Origin of the sequence: Pseudoalteromonas arctica A 37-1-2, assembly GCF_000238395.3 — a bacterium.
Lineage (GTDB): Bacteria > Pseudomonadota > Gammaproteobacteria > Enterobacterales > Alteromonadaceae > Pseudoalteromonas > Pseudoalteromonas arctica.
Window position 1 is genome coordinate 2,276,523 of the sequence record NZ_CP011025.1, and the last position, 14,950, is coordinate 2,291,472.

Sequence of the window (14,950 nt, forward strand, 5' to 3'; positions counted from 1 at the left end):
TTTATTTTATTTATAAAATAGCCAAATGTGCGCTCATAAAATTTGATTGGGTGCTATACAAAATTAATTACTACTAATTAATTCAGCTTTTTCAATACGCGATCTTTTCTTGGTAGGTAATAATTATCGTAATCAAGTGACACTATAACGCGCTCTGCTTTTCCTAATAACTCGTTACGCGGAATTAAACCTATTACACGCGAGTCAGCGCTATTGTCGCGGTTATCGCCCATTGCTAAGTAATAATCATCAGGAATTGTAATTGCATCAAACCCCGATAAACGTGAAGGAATATTTGCCACTCTTATCGAATGCTCTAATCCGTTTAAATCTTCAATTTTATCAAGCGAGTCTATGTTGCTTCGCTGATCTGCATAATTAAGTTTTTTACCATTAATAATGAGCTCATTATTTTCAAGCGCAACGGTGTCTCCTGGCACACCAATTACACGTTTAATTAAACGGTTATCGGCAGCTTGTGAGTCAAAAACAATAATATCACCAGCTTGTGGATCCGCTAATTTAAGTAATTTTATGTGCGTAAATGGGACGCGAATATCGTAGGCCATTTTATCGGTAAGTATTCTGTCACCTTCTTGAATGGTCGGTTTCATCGAGCCTGTTGGCACTTCGTACCAATCGGCAACAGCGCTTCTAAATACGCTCATCAGTGCAATAAATACGATAAGAGAGCGGTTATTTTTCCAAAACTTATAAACTAATTTCATGCCTATTCCCTTCAATTGAACAAGTCTTTAATTGAGTAACTATTTATATGACTTTGCTAATTAGCTGCAGTTCAATCAATGATGTAACAAAACATGTTGACTACTAATTTTAATTGATCGATTAAATTTAGAGCGTCGTAACATTTAACGAAACCAACGGGTATTAACTTAAAGGAAAATAAAATGTTTAAGAAAATTACTACTGCATTATTGCTTACAACTGCAAGCCTTGGATTTACTACAATGGCTTATGCTGATCATCATGGTATGAAAAAAGACGTTGTTGAAGTAGCCGTTGAAAATGGTTCGTTCACTACTCTTGTTGCTGCTGTTAAAGCCGCAGGTTTAGTTGAAACACTGCAAGGTAAAGGACCGTTTACTATTTTTGCACCAACAGATGCTGCATTTTCTAAATTACCTGAAGGCACTGTTGAAATGCTACTCAAGCCTGAAAACAAAGACAAGCTAACGGCGGTATTAACTTATCACGTAGTGTCTGGAAAAGTGATGGCAGCCGACGTAATGAAGGTAGATAGTGCGAAAACACTACAAGGCCAATCAGTTATGGTTAAAGCCGACAGCATGGGCGTAATGATAAATGACGCTAAAGTTGTAAAAGCTGATGTAAAAGCAAGCAACGGCGTAATTCATGTTATCGACACCGTACTACTTCCAAAAGAGTAGTCATAAAAGAATGAGCCAAATAAAAAAGCATAAGTAAATACTTATGCTCTTTTATTTATTTTTGTTTCATCACATAAAAAATTATTGATTTAGTTTTTCTTTCGCTTCTTTTACTTTTTCAAAATCTAAACCAAGTTCATCAGTCGCTTCTTTAATAAGGTGCGGTTGAGTCATTACGACTGCCATTAGTTGCTGTAGTTTTTCTGGCGGAATACCAAGCTCTTGAACAAGCGCCATTGCCATCATTGGGTTTTGAGTAAACGCTTCAAACAATGCTTTTACTTTTTCGTCGCTTACATTGTGCTCTTTAAGTATTGCTAATATTGGATTCATTATTAAACCTTAAGTGTTTTTTATAGGGCTTAGTATATGGGCTAAACCCTAAAATTAAAGAGTTACTCTACAAGTAAAACAACTTTACCAGCATTTTCATTACGCTCTAAAATAGCATGAGCTTCGTTTGCGTCGCTCCAAGGCAATGTTTTATACAGGTTAAAGTCGTACTTTTTAGTGGCAATATCATTGTAAAAACGCGCTACAAAGTCGTCGCGCACCTGGCGTTTAAACTCAATACTACGATTTCTAAGCGTTGAGGCATGAAACGAAATACGTTTGCGTAAAAGCGCGGCAAAATCAACTTCTGCAAAGCGTCCATCTAAAAATGCAAGCATCACAATTTGGCAATCCATCGCTGCAATAGCGGCATTTTTATTTAAGTAACTCCCCGAAACAGGATCTACAATTGCATTTGCTGTTAACTCATTTGCTTTCATATATTCTACAAAGTCGGTGGTTTTGTAGTTAATTGCATGATCGGCACCGAGTTCTTTTGCGTGTCGGCATTTGTCATCCGTACCTGCGGTAATAACCACGGTAGCACCTGCGCTTTTAGCCATTTGAATTGCTGCACCGCCCACACCACTAGCACCTGCATGAATAAGCGCTGTTTGCCCTTTTTGCAATTTACCAAGCTCAAATAACGCGCCAAATGCTGTTAGGTACACTTCGCTTATTGCTGCGCCTTCAGCCATTGTTACATCATCGGGTAATTCCATAAGCTGCTTTGCATCAACGGCTACATATTCACTGTAAGCGCCACCAGAACACAAAGCAAAAACACGTTTATTAAGCCAAACTCTATCAACCTTACCACCAATATCGCTAACAACACCGGCACATTCTAAACCTAAAATAGGACTATCTCCCGCAGGGGCCGGGTATTTACCTTGGCGCTGCATACTGTCTGCACGGTTTACACCTATTGCTGCAACTTTAACAAGTACTTCATGGCTCTTTAAAACCGGTTTTTCGGTTTCACTAAATGCAAGATTACCATCTTCATGAGAAATATATTTCATTGTTGCTCCAAGTTTAAAAACTGTAATAACATATAGATGGGGATGAACACAGATTCAAACAACCTCAAAAGCGCCAACTTTGTTTGTAAGGATAAACATCGGGTAGATAACCATTGTGTACTTGTTGCTGACAACTCTGCCAAAACGTCGCTAAAAACAAGTTACTGTGCTCATTATTAAAATAATTAAACGCAATCTCGTTGGCGCTAAAAAACACCTTAAATTGGCTCGGAAATATATCGTTTTCAGCTATATCAAAATACGAGTTACTACTTAGCTCTTCAAGTGCATTTTGGGTTTGTGGCACCTCTCTAAAGTTGCAATCGGTTAGTGGGCAAATTTCGTCAAAGTCGTAAAACACCACTCGCCCCCATCGCGTTACGCCAAAGTTTTTCATTAGCATGTCGCCCGGAAATATATTAGCACCGGCTAATTCTTTAATTGCTTTACCGTAATCATGCATAACTCTCTCTAAGGTTTTGTTATCGCATTGGGTAATATATAAATTAAGCGGGGTCATTTTACGCTCAACATAAACGTGCTTTAAAATAAGTGCCTTGCCAGATATAACCATGCTGCTACCAATTTGGCTTTTCATCTGCTCAAGCAGCTCGTCGCTAAAACGGCTTAAATCAAACGCTAAATATCTAAATTCGTGTGTGTCTACCAAACGACCAACCCTATCGGCTTGTTTTACAAAGTTATACTTTTCTTTCACTTGTGCTTTGGTGGCTGTTTTTGGCGCACTAAATTTGTCTTTAATTACTTTATAAACGTAATCTAGCCCTTCAATAGTAAATACCAGCATTACCATACCTGGCGTCCCTGGTGCTGTAACATACTTAAAGTTGGCTGGACTATTTTTAGTCGTATCAACCTTGTGTCGATAAAACTCAGTTTTGGCGTGCTTTATAAAACCAATGGCGTTAAATAACTCAAAGCGTTGTTTGTGTGGCATTAACACACTTAAGTAATCTACATAACGTGCGGGCTTATCGGTATCAACCATAAAATAGGTGCGTGCAAAACCAAATAATAAACTTAATTGATCGGCGCCCATCATTACAGCATCAAGCTTTAGTCCCTCATCGGTATTTAAAATAGCGATAGCAAAAGGCATATTGTCGCCATTTTTAGCAATGCAGCGCCCAATTAAATAACAGGCTTTGTTTCTAAAAAATAATGAGTTGGCGTATTCAATATACCCATCGTTTAAATTTATAAGTTCGTACACCTGTTTGCATTGCTGCTTAGCGCCTTGCATTAACGTACTTTGTAATGTGGCTACATCGCGTTCTAAATGACTAAACGGCACTCTAAATACTTGATTAGTGATAAGCGTTTTAACGGCGTTATTAAACCCATTATGTAGCGATACCCTGCTCACTAAGCTTTCATAAGAGCGTGGCTCACTACGATACTTTGCTTTTAATACAAACAAATGCACAGTACGAATTTTTTTATCGTCCCAAATTGCGCCAAACGTTGAGTTAAAAAAGGTATGCGCAATAGGTTTATTTTCGTGATTTTGTACCATATCGCCATAAATATTTTTAGCTAACTGCCACGTTTGCGGGCAAGTAAGTTCAGCATAAGCAATAACTCTCACGGCTTCACTCACATTTTTTACTTCGCGCTCATACACTTGTAAACGTTCACGCATAGCACTTTGTACACTGTGATACTGTCGTTGCTCAAACCGGCTTTGTGCACCCAGTGTAATATTTAAAAATTGCGAAAACATCGCCTCAAATCCAGCAAAAACAGATCGTGCAAGCTTACTGGATACAACGTGTTGTAGCGCATTATTAGATTGATTTGTTAGCTTATTTTGCATAAATACAGCACTTATATTGATGCCAGTTATGGCGGTTATTTTTTATTAATGGTTTACACCTTAGCAAGCAGGCTTTAATTTAGATAATTAATAAAGCATATAAATAGCATTGATCTAATGAATATAAGAAATGTCGATCTTAACCTTCTCGTTTACTTAAATGTGTTAATAGATGAAAAAAGTGTGTCAAAAGCTGCAAATAAACTTGCTCTTACGCAACCGGCTATGAGTAACGCATTAAAACGTTTGCGCGATTTATTTGACGACCCGCTACTTGTGCGTGCCGCAGGCTCTATGACACCAACGGCAAAGGCACTTGCATTAAAGCCTGAAGTTGAGGCCCTATTAAAAATGGCTGAAGCTATTACGCAGCCTAGTGAGCAGTTTAACCCTGCAACTGCTGAAGTTACGTTTAGAATAATGGCAAACGACTATATAGAGTCGACCTTAATAGCCCCTTTTATAACGGCGCAGCTTAGTAAAAACCCCGGTATTAATTTTGATGTATTGAGCCCAAGCGACGTAAACCTACAAGATATGGAAAAAGGCACTATAGATTTAGCTATAAACCGCTTTAACGGTCTCCCTCGCTCGTTTCATCAGGCCAGTGTTTGGCGCGATAACTACTGTTGTTTAACGCATCCTAAAAATACATTTTTACAACATTCAGGGTTAGACGACTACTTACAAAAAGAACATATTTGGGTAAACCGTGCAGGCTGGGGACCTGAGGCCGCTGTTACTAATAAATCAGGTAAGCAAAAATTAGGCTGGGTAGACGAAGCCCTTTGGCAACTAGAACAAACCCGTAAAATACGTGTTTTTACTCGCCACTACATGGTCGCAAGCCTGCTTTGCCAATCAGAGCAACTTATTGCCACCCTACCGCGCAGGCAGGCTAAATTGTTAACCTCTCATACTGATTTAGTAATCAGCCCTGTACCATTTCAAATAGTGCCTATTGAGGTAAAAATGATATGGAGCCCGCTACTACACCACGCGCCTGCACACCAATGGTTAAGGCGTGAATTATTAGCGTTTGCTAAAACGATTGCAGATAGGTAATTAAGAGCAAACCTTTGATTAGTACTCAAGAGCCTAATGCGAGTGCCTGTGCTATGTACTGAATCATCTTATTTTGAGCTAATAGCTTGGTTAGCATTTTAAATACATTGAGTTAAAAACTACCTAATGAAAAAGCTAGAACTCAAATACAGTGTTCGCTGAAGAATTGAATCAAAATAGGTACTGCGTTATTCTTAATTAGTAATATAAAGTCAATAACTTTAGATACTCGTTATCAATAACCTAAGACATATTAAAAAATGGAATTTTATGTACCAATACCTATATTTGAAGTGTTCACTTATAATGAGCAAGGTCACCAAAATTAGCTTTCTTCCTTTCTCTAAAGTTGAAACTGATAATTTAAAAACCCTCTTATTTACTGCACGATTTTTTGTTTATATAGCTCTTGCATACTTTTTGAATGGGTTAGGTACTTTTTTATATGATGTTCATGAAGTTGTTAATTTATACAACTTTGAACAAACTTGGAGCATAATATTTACAAATATTCATCAGACTCTACTGTTGAAAAAATTATTATGGGAGATGTTATTTAGCGCTGCTATATTAGCGACTGGAGGTATATTGGCTGCAATAGTTTCATTCGAGTTTAAATATGAAAGTAAAAGTGACTAACCTCAAGTCTTTGCTACATTAAAATAAACTTAATCGGATTATAAAAATACCATTAAATAACAACAATTTAAAAACCTTGCTATGTAAGTGTTATTTAAGAGCCTTTTAAGGAAGATTATTATAAATATTGATTACTCTGCTTATTCACTTAGTGAATTAAACGAAGCAATTGAAAGTATTGACTCACATAAATATCCAGAGAACTACAAACGCCTTAAAGATGAATTAGCTAAACCAAGTCGTACTGAGCCAAAAGCTGCGCAACGAATAGTTATAGCTAAAAAGAACACTAAGAAAACAAGTAAAGCGCTCCTGTGTATTGTTCTAGGTTTGTTTATTCTTTTGCGCAGCTATTTTAATTACGAAAGTGGTGTCATTTATAAGAGATACAATGAGCCGGCAGTGGCATCTTTAGAAAATAACCCAAAAAAGTTTTATTTATTTCTTTTTTTCACAATTAGTGCCGGAGGTTTTATTACGGCATATGGTATTCATGCTTTATTTTCTAAAAAAGAAGACAATGATAAACAAACTTAATAATAAGAATAACGATACTGCAAATAAAATTTTTGCTGTCTTTCAAAAATCCTATGCTATTGAGGCTAAACTGATCGGCGCGCATAACTTCCCTCCTTTAACACGTAATACTGAAGATATTAAAAAATCAGAAACAACCTTTTATGGCTACAGCGAAAATGAATGTTTAGTAGCTGTTATTGAAGTAGATACAAACAACGAGTGTTTAGATATTTGTAGTTTAACCGTTGATCCTAGCTATTTTAAAAAAGGTATCGCAAGTAAGCTAATAAATTATGTTCTAGCAATCGGTGATTTATCTCATGCAAGAGTTGAGACTGCAGTTGCTAATACTCCTGCAATAAATTTATATAAAAAGCATGGTTTCGTGGAATTCAAAAGATGGACTCCTTCACATGGTATTGAAAAACTGGCTATGTTGGTCGTAATTTAAATCAGTATTTCAAAATAGGTAATTTATAAATGGATAGTGCATCAATAATTGCGTGGAGTGTTTTGTTTGGCGGCATAGGTATTGGCTACCTTACTTACGGGCGAAGAAAAAAAGCCGTAGTGCCACTTTGTATTGGTTTGTCATTATTGGTTTTTCCGTACTTTATGACCAGTGTTAGCATGCTGTTGATTGTAGGCGGTATTTTAGTGGCTATTCCCTACTTCATTAAAATTTAACATTACTATTGTTATTGCTATTGCTATTGCTATTGCTATTGCTATTGCTATTGTGACGGCTAAATAAAATACACGCGAAAAATAAAAAAGCGCCACGGTATTCAACTTTGGGAAAATACCGTGGCGCTTTTGGAAATCGTCGATATAGGAATCTACCTACAGTGTATTATTAGCAAGCTTAGTACCAACTTCATAAAATAATTAAAATTCAATGAAAACAATTAACTAAGATTCCTTCTTTATTCCTCAACTCCTCCCCTTGTTCCAGTTTTGTGCACACTTTCCCCGCATTGCACCAAATTAATTAGTATTATTTAGATATGTTTTCTATTTTTTATTTAGTTTTTAAACTTACTATTGATAAAATCAATATCAGTTATTGAAAACAACAATTTTATTAATAATACACTTAGCGCTAGAGTGAAGTTAAGCCAACAAACTAAGAGTAATTATTATGACAACAGCTTCTTTCACACGCCAAGACGGATTATTCATCGATGCTAACTTACATCAGTTCATTGAAGAGCAGTTATGCACTAAAGCTAACACCACTGAAACTTACCAAGCGTTAGCTACTTTAGTTGATGAGTTTGGTTGCAAATGCCGTAAAACAAAGCACCAACCAGATGATGTATTAGAAGTTGATACATTATTAAACGCATACCAACTTAAAAATCATCCACTTTGCCATGTTGATGCACAAACTACGGAAGCCGTTTTAGACGAATATTGCTGCCAGGTTCCTGCAATTATTGTTGTTGCGTTAATGGATACGCTTAGTGGTACGCAGTGCGATGAACCCCAAGCACATGAGATTTACCATCGTGCAGCGCAGTTAACCAACCGCCCTTGTATGCACAGAGTAAAAACTGCCTCAGCAGCTTAATAATGAATGTATTTAAAAGTGCTCGATAACCTTCTTTGCAAAGCTAGTACAAGTTAAGGTTATCGAGTTATGAATACTTGAGTTATCGCTCTGCTCTTGCGCTAAATCAAAGGTTACTTCACCGCTTTTAAATGTTTGCTCTAACGCATTTTCTATGAGTAATGCGGCCTCGTCCCATCCCATAAATTTAAGCATTAATACCGCACTTAAAATACTGCTACTTGGGTTTGCTTTATTTTGCCCTGCTATACGTTCAAACGTGCCGTGTGTAGGCTCAAAAAATGCGACCTCGTTATTTAAATTTGCAGCGGGCATTATGCCAACACCACCAACTTGTGCACTGAGCATATCCGCTAAAAAGTCACCATTTTGGTTAGTAGTCACCACTACATCAAATTGCTCTGGATGCATTAAACATTGCTGCAGCATGTTGTCGGCTATGACTTCTTTAATAATTAAGGGCGCTTGGTGTGCTCGCTCTATTTGCAACCAACGCCCATTTTCATGTGCGGTGGCATTAAACTCGTTTTGTGCAAGTGCAAACCCCCAACGCTTAAATGCACCATCGGTAAATTTAAGTACATTACCTTTGTGTACTAGCGTTAATGATTCACTATCGTTTTTAAGTGCATAGTTAATTGCAAAGCGCATTAGTCGCTCAGAGCCTTCTTTAGATATATTTTTAATACCAATTCCGCACTCTTGTGAAAACCTTAGGCGGGTTACGCCCATTTCCTCACATAAAAAATCGAGCATTTTTTCGCTCTCTACACTGCCTGCTTGCCACTCAATACCTGAGTACACGTCTTCGCTACTATCACGAAGCACTGTTATGTTTGTTAAAAAAGGGTTTTTTAAAGGAGAAGGTAGTGCACTAAATCCTTTTATAGTGCGCATATTTACAAACAAATCCATTTCTTGCCTGAGTGCAACATTAAGAGATCGAAAGCCACCACCTAGTGGTGTGGTTAGCGGCCCTTTTATGGCAATTTTACAGGCACGTACCGCGTTAATTGTTTCTTGTGGAAACCAATCACCGTCATACAGCTTTGCGGCCTGCTTTCCATTATAAACCTGCATCCAATGAATTTTCCGTGCGCTTTTATAACAATGCTCAATTGCACTATCAACAACATGGCGCATTACCGGCATAACATCTAGCCCCACGCCATCGCCATCAATAAAAGCAATGATAGGTTCTAACGGTATTTGCCAGTGTCCTTGTGCATCAATAGTGATATTTTGGCCGTGCTCAGGAACTTGAATATGCTGATACGTCATGGCTAAACCTAACTTAAAATAACGATTAATTGATTAAACCATGCTTAGCTAGGAGTGTCTGTATTTGTACTTTTATAGTTACTATCATTTTAAAAAATAAAGAATTAGGCGTGATTATTTATCCATTTAGTTGGTCTTGTATATTAGAATTTTCGTACCAATTATTAAATTACAGTGGAGCATTTTAATGAAATTCTTTTTTGTACTGCTACTATTAATCAGCTCTTTTAACGCATTAGCCGTTGAAGTAGTCATACATAACCTTAGCTCGCTCTCAAGTAATGCTCAAAATACGGTGTCTATATGGGTTAATCAAAGTGTTGAAAAAACACAAAATACACTGGGACCTTTAAAACAAACCACATTGCCTATTTATTTAAAACCGCAATACTTTGCTTTTGAGCCTGTACCTTGGGCTACAGTTAAGCGCAATAACCCCGATGGGCTTGAACTACATATAGATCGCTATGCCAGTTTAAATGCATTCACTAAAGATTGGACGCTATACCATGAACTTTCGCATTTATATTTGCCGCTACTTCCCTACTCAGGTTTTTGGCTTAGCGAGGGTTTTGCCAGTTATATGCAAAACGTAATAATGCGTGACAGCGGTATAATTACCCAGCCGCAATTTGTACAACGTTTAAATGCAGGATTTGATCGTGCCCGCCTGCAAACTAAAACTAAAACACAGCCACTTAATAAGCTCTCTGCCGATATGTGGAAACAACGAGCCCAGCAACGTGTTTATTGGACAGGTGCGGCTTTTTTTGCACAGGCCGATTTGAAGCTACAAAAACAAGGTTTATCTGTCGCGGGTATAATAAAACAGTATCAAGTATGCTGTAGACCCGCTCGTTCTAGTGCTAAAACCTTTATAAAAGAGTTAGATAAGCTATCCGGTAGTAGCGTTTTTACAACGCTGTATGCAAAATATAATACCCGCACCGATTTTCCTGATATTAGTAAAGAGCAGCTAAACACGCTTTAACGGCTGCTCTGTTTTATATAGTTACTATATTCAACAAGCCCTTGCGCGTTAAAATTGGTTGAGTACTCGTTCATAAAACCATGCAAAAAATTGGTTTTATAGCACTTAACATTCGCTTTGGTGCTTAAAGCTTTAATAACTTCATCAACATTAAAGTGACTCTCACTTGCTGGAAATATGAACTCACAGGGTACTTTTGCGCTTAAATTTAAATTATGTCTAATTTGCGACGGATAAAAGCCAATTAACTTTTTAAGGTGTGTATTGCCTGTTAATAACTGTGCCCGCCATGCTGCACTTGCCCCTGCACTAAAAGCAATACACGTCGTTGGCAATTTTAAACTCTCAAAGCATTTTTGAAGTTTGTCGGTGTATTTATCATGGCCACACTGCTGTATAAAATTGTTGTAACTATCTTGTTCACTTTCAATAGCTTGAAACTTGTTATTGTAAGGGTCAACAATCACTAAATTTGAACTAATTGCCTGTGATAACTTCCTTAAAGCAGGGGTTAAACCATAAATATCACTCACTATTAGGTAATTCATACTTATCCTTTGGTAACTAAAAATGGGCTTTGTAAGCAGTTGATAAGATTTATTATAAATATTTTTACAAAAATAGCTTGCACACAATTTATATATAAGTTACCTTCCCTCTCTGGTTTAAAGAAACCGCCGCGGTTAACCATTTACCCTGATCCAGTAAGCCCCGCAAAACGTATATTTGAAAGCTAAGTTATTGTACGGCGAGAACCCCTTGAATAATACCGAGATGATTTTTTACTATCATCGCAAAAGTGTCATAAAGATCGTCAACACTGTAATGAAGCTAAACACAACATCGTTAATTTATTAACTGCAATTTGCTATAAAAATATAGCGCAGAATAAATAACAAGAATAAAGTGAGTTTTATTATGTCTTATAAATATAATGGGTCTATGATCCAAATCGCACATCCAGTGCAATCAATTTCAGTAAACAAACATCGTGTAATCTTTAGTGATACACAAGGTTTAAAAAATGCATTGTTTCAAAAAGCGAGTGATGCACGCCAGTTTGTTAAGTGGCTAAAAGCTAACTAAGCAACACATAACTTTAATTGCCCTTTTATTATTGCAATTATTGATAAGATATTATGCCAGCCTCGTTGCTGGCATTTTACTTTTTAGCTCTTTATTGGTTACAATAGTTTTACAATAATAATTACTGGCAGCTGTTGTAATGCTCCGTATATTTTTAACTTTCTTACTTTTTTTCTGTCTGACCTCAATAGGCAATGCTAGAACCATAAACTGGCTAGCGCACGACTTTGCACCCTATTATATTTTAAATGGTCAATATCAACACCAAGGCCGTGACGAAAGCATAATTTCATTACTTGAAAAACAACTTCCTAATATTACCTTTAACCGCATGCTTATTCCTTCAGGTAAAGTAATCCAAGAGCTATCTAATACTTCAAATAATGTTTGTGCGTTATCGCTTTATAAAAATGATTACAGAAAAGAGCATATTTATTTTACAGAGGAGAGCTCAACAACGGGCCTCTCGCCTTCAATAGCAATGCACAAAAGGCTCGCCAAAGCGCTAAATATAGCGGAATCAAAAGAAGTATCACTATTAGATTTAATACAAGATAAAAAACTAACTCTTGGGATCTCTATGAGCCGCTCTTATGGCCAAGAGATAGATACATTGATAAACAGTACGCCTAATATAGATTTAGTAATTAGACCCACTCGCGATAGCCTAGCGAGCCTCACATATATGCTTAACCTAAAACGAATTGATATTTTGCTGGGTTACCCAAGCGAGCATTACTATTTAGCTAAATCAATGCACTTTGAAGAAAACTTAACGCAGCGTCCATTAACCGAATCACCCGCGTTAAGTTATGGTTTTATTGGCTGTACTAAAAACGAGCAAGGCGCAGAAGACATTGCTATTCTTAATGAGCAGCTCAAAGTTATTAAAAAAACGCAGGCTTATAATGATTTACTCATGCGCTGGTTGCCCGAGCATTTAAGGCCGCTATTACAGTCACGTATTAATAGCGCAAAATAAGCAAATTCGAAGTCGCTTAATTTGAGTTTCTGTTAACCAAAAAAAACGCCACAGTAAGTGGCGTTTTTATATTTAATAATGGTATTACTGACGAACGCCTTCTATTGATAAAATAATATCAACATGAGTAGATGCAGGTCCTAAGTTGTAATCAATACCGTAATCGGTAAGTTTAAGGCTGGTTTCGCCCTCAAAACCTACGCGGTAGCCGCCCCACGGATCTTTACCTTCGCCCACTTTATCTATTTCAAAGGTAATAGTGTTTGTTACGCCGTGCAGCGTAAACTCACCGGTTACATCAGCCTCTTCGCCGTCTTCATCAAATTTAATACTCGTGCTTTTAAATGTCGCTTTTGGGTATTTATCTACATTTAAAAAATCTTTACCATGTAAATGCTTATCGCGCTCTGCATGGTTAGAGTCAAGGCTTGTGGTATCAATGTTTACCATAATTTTTGACGCATCAGGGTTTTTAGCATCGTAACTAAATGTGCCGTCAAAAGTATTAAAACGACCATATAACCAGCTGTAACCTAAGTGTTTAATTTTAAAGTTAACAGATGCATGCCCGCCTTTTGTATCAATTACATAATCAGCTGCATTGGCGGCTGTTGCCGATAACATCATTGCAGCCGAAACGGCTGTGCTTACTAATAATTTTTTCATTTTAATCATCCTTTAATGGTTTGATCATTCTAATTAAGGTTTTATCTTTATCGATAAAGTGATGTTTTAACGCCCCTAGTGCATGCAATACTGCAAACCCGATTAATGTGCACGCGCCGTAATAATGTACTTTTCCTGCAATATCGGCTTGGTCATCAAAGGCAAAATCAAGCGCTGATACATTAAATAAAGTAAATACTTCTATTGGACGCCCGTCTGCGGTTGATATTAAATACCCTGCAACAACAATAACAGCCAAAATAATATACATAGCAATATGCGCCGTATGCGCTAATTGGTTCATGCCTTTACTCTCACCTAATGGTTTAGGTTGTGTAGATAAAGCACGCCATAAAATTCTAAATAAAAATACGGCCACAAGCGTAATACCAATACTCTTATGTAAATCGAGTGAACCTTTATACCAGCTATCGTAATAAGTAAGCTCAACCATATATAAACCTAAACCAAACAGGCCAAAAATAGTCAGCGCCATGAGCCAATGTAAAATAATGGCGACAAGTCCGTAAGATGAAGGTGTATTTTTAAACATGTGTAACTTCCTATAATGCTATGACGTTACAATATAGTGCACAGCCGTAAATGAAAATAACATTTACAAACACTTTACGTGCGTATACGCACAGAACTTTATTATTTAAAGTCAGTTTTGCAAATAGATGATTAAACAGATAAGTTTATAGGGTGGATTGTTCGCTTAAGCTGACATAAATTAAGCTCTCAGGGCTCACTTGCAAACAGGTAACAAGTCCTTCTTTAATAAGCTCAAGCATAGCTATAAAACTAACCACTACACCACTTCGCCCTTCATTTGGGGTAAAAAGCGCATTAAATACCACTGCCGAGTTTGCTTGCGATAGTTGCTGTAATATTTGGCTCATTCTCTCTCGGGTTGAGAGTACTTCAGCAGTAATTTGATGATGCTCAAACGTTTTTGCTCGCGCCATTACATCACTCAGCGCCAGCATTAAGTCTTTAAGTTCAATATCGGGGAGATTTTGACTTGTATCTTCACTTATTGGCATAGCGGCATGCGCTATAAAAATATCACGACCAACACGAGGTATATCGTCGAGGTTTTCGGCGGCTTGTTTAAACAGCTCATACTCTTGCAGGCGTTTAATAAGCTCTGCGCGAGGATCTTCTTCCTCTTCAAGCTCTTCATGTACAGGTAATAATAAGCGAGACTTAATTTGCGCAAGTAACGCAGCCATTACTAAATATTCGCCAGCAAGTTCGAGTTGAAACTCGGTCATCATTTCTACATAACTTACGTACTGCTCTGTAATACTAAAAATAGAAAGTTCGAGTACATCAAGCTTATGCTTTTTAATTAAATAGAGCAGTAAATCGAGCGGGCCTTCAAAGGTTTCTAATATTATTTCGAGCGCGTCAGGTGGAATGTATAAATCTTCTGGTTTGTCTACAACCGCTTTACCATGCAAAAAAGCCAGTGGCAGCTTTTGCTGCACTGGCTTTTCACTATTTTTTGTATTCGCAGTGCTTTCGCTCACTCGCTA

At 37.3% G+C, this 14,950-nt stretch carries 19 protein-coding genes; 10 read left to right on the forward strand and 9 right to left on the reverse strand.

What is annotated here, in order from left to right; all coding sequences use genetic code 11:
- Nucleotides 1-77: 77 nt before the first annotated feature.
- Nucleotides 78-728 (reverse strand): signal peptidase I, encoded by a 651-nt coding sequence (lepB, locus tag PARC_RS10175; protein ID WP_007582535.1) that lies wholly within the window; start codon nt 726-728, stop codon nt 78-80.
- Between the two features lie 183 nt (nt 729-911).
- Between lepB and PARC_RS10180 the strand changes: the two genes are divergently transcribed.
- Nucleotides 912-1,412 carry a fasciclin domain-containing protein gene (locus PARC_RS10180; protein WP_010554230.1) on the forward strand — a complete coding sequence of 167 codons (501 nt, stop codon included), beginning with the start codon at nt 912-914 and terminating at the stop codon, nt 1,410-1,412.
- Nucleotides 1,413-1,493: 81 nt separating this feature from the next.
- Here the strand turns inward: PARC_RS10180 and PARC_RS10185 are convergent, their stop codons facing one another.
- From PARC_RS10185 to aceK, 3 genes are all read right to left on the reverse strand, one after another.
- Nucleotides 1,494-1,745, reverse strand: a complete 252-nt coding sequence (locus tag PARC_RS10185; RefSeq protein ID WP_007582532.1) for a DUF2999 family protein — start codon at nt 1,743-1,745, stop codon at nt 1,494-1,496.
- A gap of 62 nt (nt 1,746-1,807) precedes the next feature.
- A complete protein-coding gene (locus tag PARC_RS10190; RefSeq protein WP_010554229.1) occupies nt 1,808-2,770 on the reverse strand; it encodes a zinc-binding dehydrogenase in 963 nt (320 codons plus the stop codon).
- 64 nt (nt 2,771-2,834) lie between these two features.
- Nucleotides 2,835-4,607 carry a bifunctional isocitrate dehydrogenase kinase/phosphatase gene (gene aceK / locus PARC_RS10195; RefSeq protein WP_010554228.1) on the reverse strand — a complete coding sequence of 591 codons (1,773 nt, stop codon included), beginning with the start codon at nt 4,605-4,607 and terminating at the stop codon, nt 2,835-2,837.
- Nucleotides 4,608-4,724: 117 nt separating this feature from the next.
- Here aceK and PARC_RS10200 point away from each other — a divergent pair, with 117 nt between their 5' ends.
- The 6 genes from PARC_RS10200 (at nt 4,725) to PARC_RS10225 (ending at nt 8,403) form a co-directional block, all read left to right on the forward strand.
- The gene (locus tag PARC_RS10200; RefSeq protein ID WP_010554227.1) at nt 4,725-5,672 is read left to right on the forward strand and encodes a LysR family transcriptional regulator; all 948 of its coding nucleotides are present in this window, start codon (nt 4,725-4,727) and stop codon (nt 5,670-5,672) included.
- Nucleotides 5,673-5,978: 306 nt separating this feature from the next.
- A complete protein-coding gene (locus PARC_RS10205) occupies nt 5,979-6,311 on the forward strand; it encodes a hypothetical protein (RefSeq protein ID WP_148664656.1) in 333 nt (110 codons plus the stop codon).
- Between the two features lie 87 nt (nt 6,312-6,398).
- On the forward strand, nt 6,399-6,848 hold the full coding sequence (locus PARC_RS10210; protein WP_010554225.1) for a hypothetical protein: 450 nt from the start codon (nt 6,399-6,401) through the stop codon (nt 6,846-6,848).
- Complete coding sequence (locus PARC_RS10215; RefSeq protein WP_010554224.1) at nt 6,832-7,281, forward strand: GNAT family N-acetyltransferase; 450 nt, start codon at nt 6,832-6,834, stop codon at nt 7,279-7,281. The genes PARC_RS10210 and PARC_RS10215 overlap by 17 nt, the downstream gene beginning before the upstream one ends.
- Nucleotides 7,282-7,310: 29 nt before the next feature.
- Nucleotides 7,311-7,517, forward strand: coding sequence for a hypothetical protein (locus PARC_RS10220; protein WP_010554223.1), 207 nt, complete (start codon nt 7,311-7,313; stop codon nt 7,515-7,517).
- A 454-nt stretch (nt 7,518-7,971) separates the two neighbouring features.
- A complete protein-coding gene (locus PARC_RS10225; protein WP_010554222.1) occupies nt 7,972-8,403 on the forward strand; it encodes a hypothetical protein in 432 nt (143 codons plus the stop codon).
- Nucleotides 8,404-8,415: 12 nt separating this feature from the next.
- On the opposite strand, the gene icd is transcribed toward PARC_RS10225, so the two are convergent.
- The gene (gene icd / locus PARC_RS10230) at nt 8,416-9,684 is read right to left on the reverse strand and encodes an NADP-dependent isocitrate dehydrogenase (RefSeq protein WP_010554221.1); all 1,269 of its coding nucleotides are present in this window, start codon (nt 9,682-9,684) and stop codon (nt 8,416-8,418) included.
- A gap of 187 nt (nt 9,685-9,871) precedes the next feature.
- On the opposite strand from icd, the gene PARC_RS10235 reads away from it, so the two are divergent.
- Nucleotides 9,872-10,675, forward strand: a complete 804-nt coding sequence (locus PARC_RS10235) for a M61 family metallopeptidase (protein ID WP_007582515.1) — start codon at nt 9,872-9,874, stop codon at nt 10,673-10,675.
- Here PARC_RS10235 and PARC_RS10240 read toward each other — a convergent pair.
- Nucleotides 10,672-11,223 carry a hypothetical protein gene (locus tag PARC_RS10240; protein ID WP_010554220.1) on the reverse strand — a complete coding sequence of 184 codons (552 nt, stop codon included), beginning with the start codon at nt 11,221-11,223 and terminating at the stop codon, nt 10,672-10,674. The genes PARC_RS10235 and PARC_RS10240 overlap by 4 nt on opposite strands.
- Before the next feature lie 394 nt (nt 11,224-11,617).
- Between PARC_RS10240 and PARC_RS21615 the strand changes: the two genes are divergently transcribed.
- Nucleotides 11,618-11,761: a hypothetical protein gene (locus tag PARC_RS21615; protein WP_167381322.1), complete on the forward strand. Its 144-nt coding sequence runs from the start codon at nt 11,618-11,620 to the stop codon at nt 11,759-11,761.
- 139 nt (nt 11,762-11,900) lie between these two features.
- Nucleotides 11,901-12,743: a transporter substrate-binding domain-containing protein gene (locus PARC_RS10245; RefSeq protein WP_010554219.1), complete on the forward strand. Its 843-nt coding sequence runs from the start codon at nt 11,901-11,903 to the stop codon at nt 12,741-12,743.
- A gap of 84 nt (nt 12,744-12,827) precedes the next feature.
- On the opposite strand, the gene PARC_RS10250 is transcribed toward PARC_RS10245, so the two are convergent.
- The 3 genes from PARC_RS10250 to PARC_RS10260 all read right to left on the reverse strand — a co-directional run bounded on the left by PARC_RS10250 (nt 12,828) and on the right by PARC_RS10260 (nt 14,944).
- Nucleotides 12,828-13,409: a YceI family protein gene (locus PARC_RS10250; protein WP_007582505.1), complete on the reverse strand. Its 582-nt coding sequence runs from the start codon at nt 13,407-13,409 to the stop codon at nt 12,828-12,830.
- 1 nt (nt 13,410) lies between these two features.
- On the reverse strand, nt 13,411-13,962 hold the full coding sequence (locus PARC_RS10255) for a cytochrome b (RefSeq protein ID WP_002961572.1): 552 nt from the start codon (nt 13,960-13,962) through the stop codon (nt 13,411-13,413).
- Nucleotides 13,963-14,107: 145 nt separating this feature from the next.
- A complete protein-coding gene (locus PARC_RS10260) occupies nt 14,108-14,944 on the reverse strand; it encodes a segregation and condensation protein A (RefSeq protein WP_010554218.1) in 837 nt (278 codons plus the stop codon).
- Nucleotides 14,945-14,950: the final 6 nt, after the last annotated feature.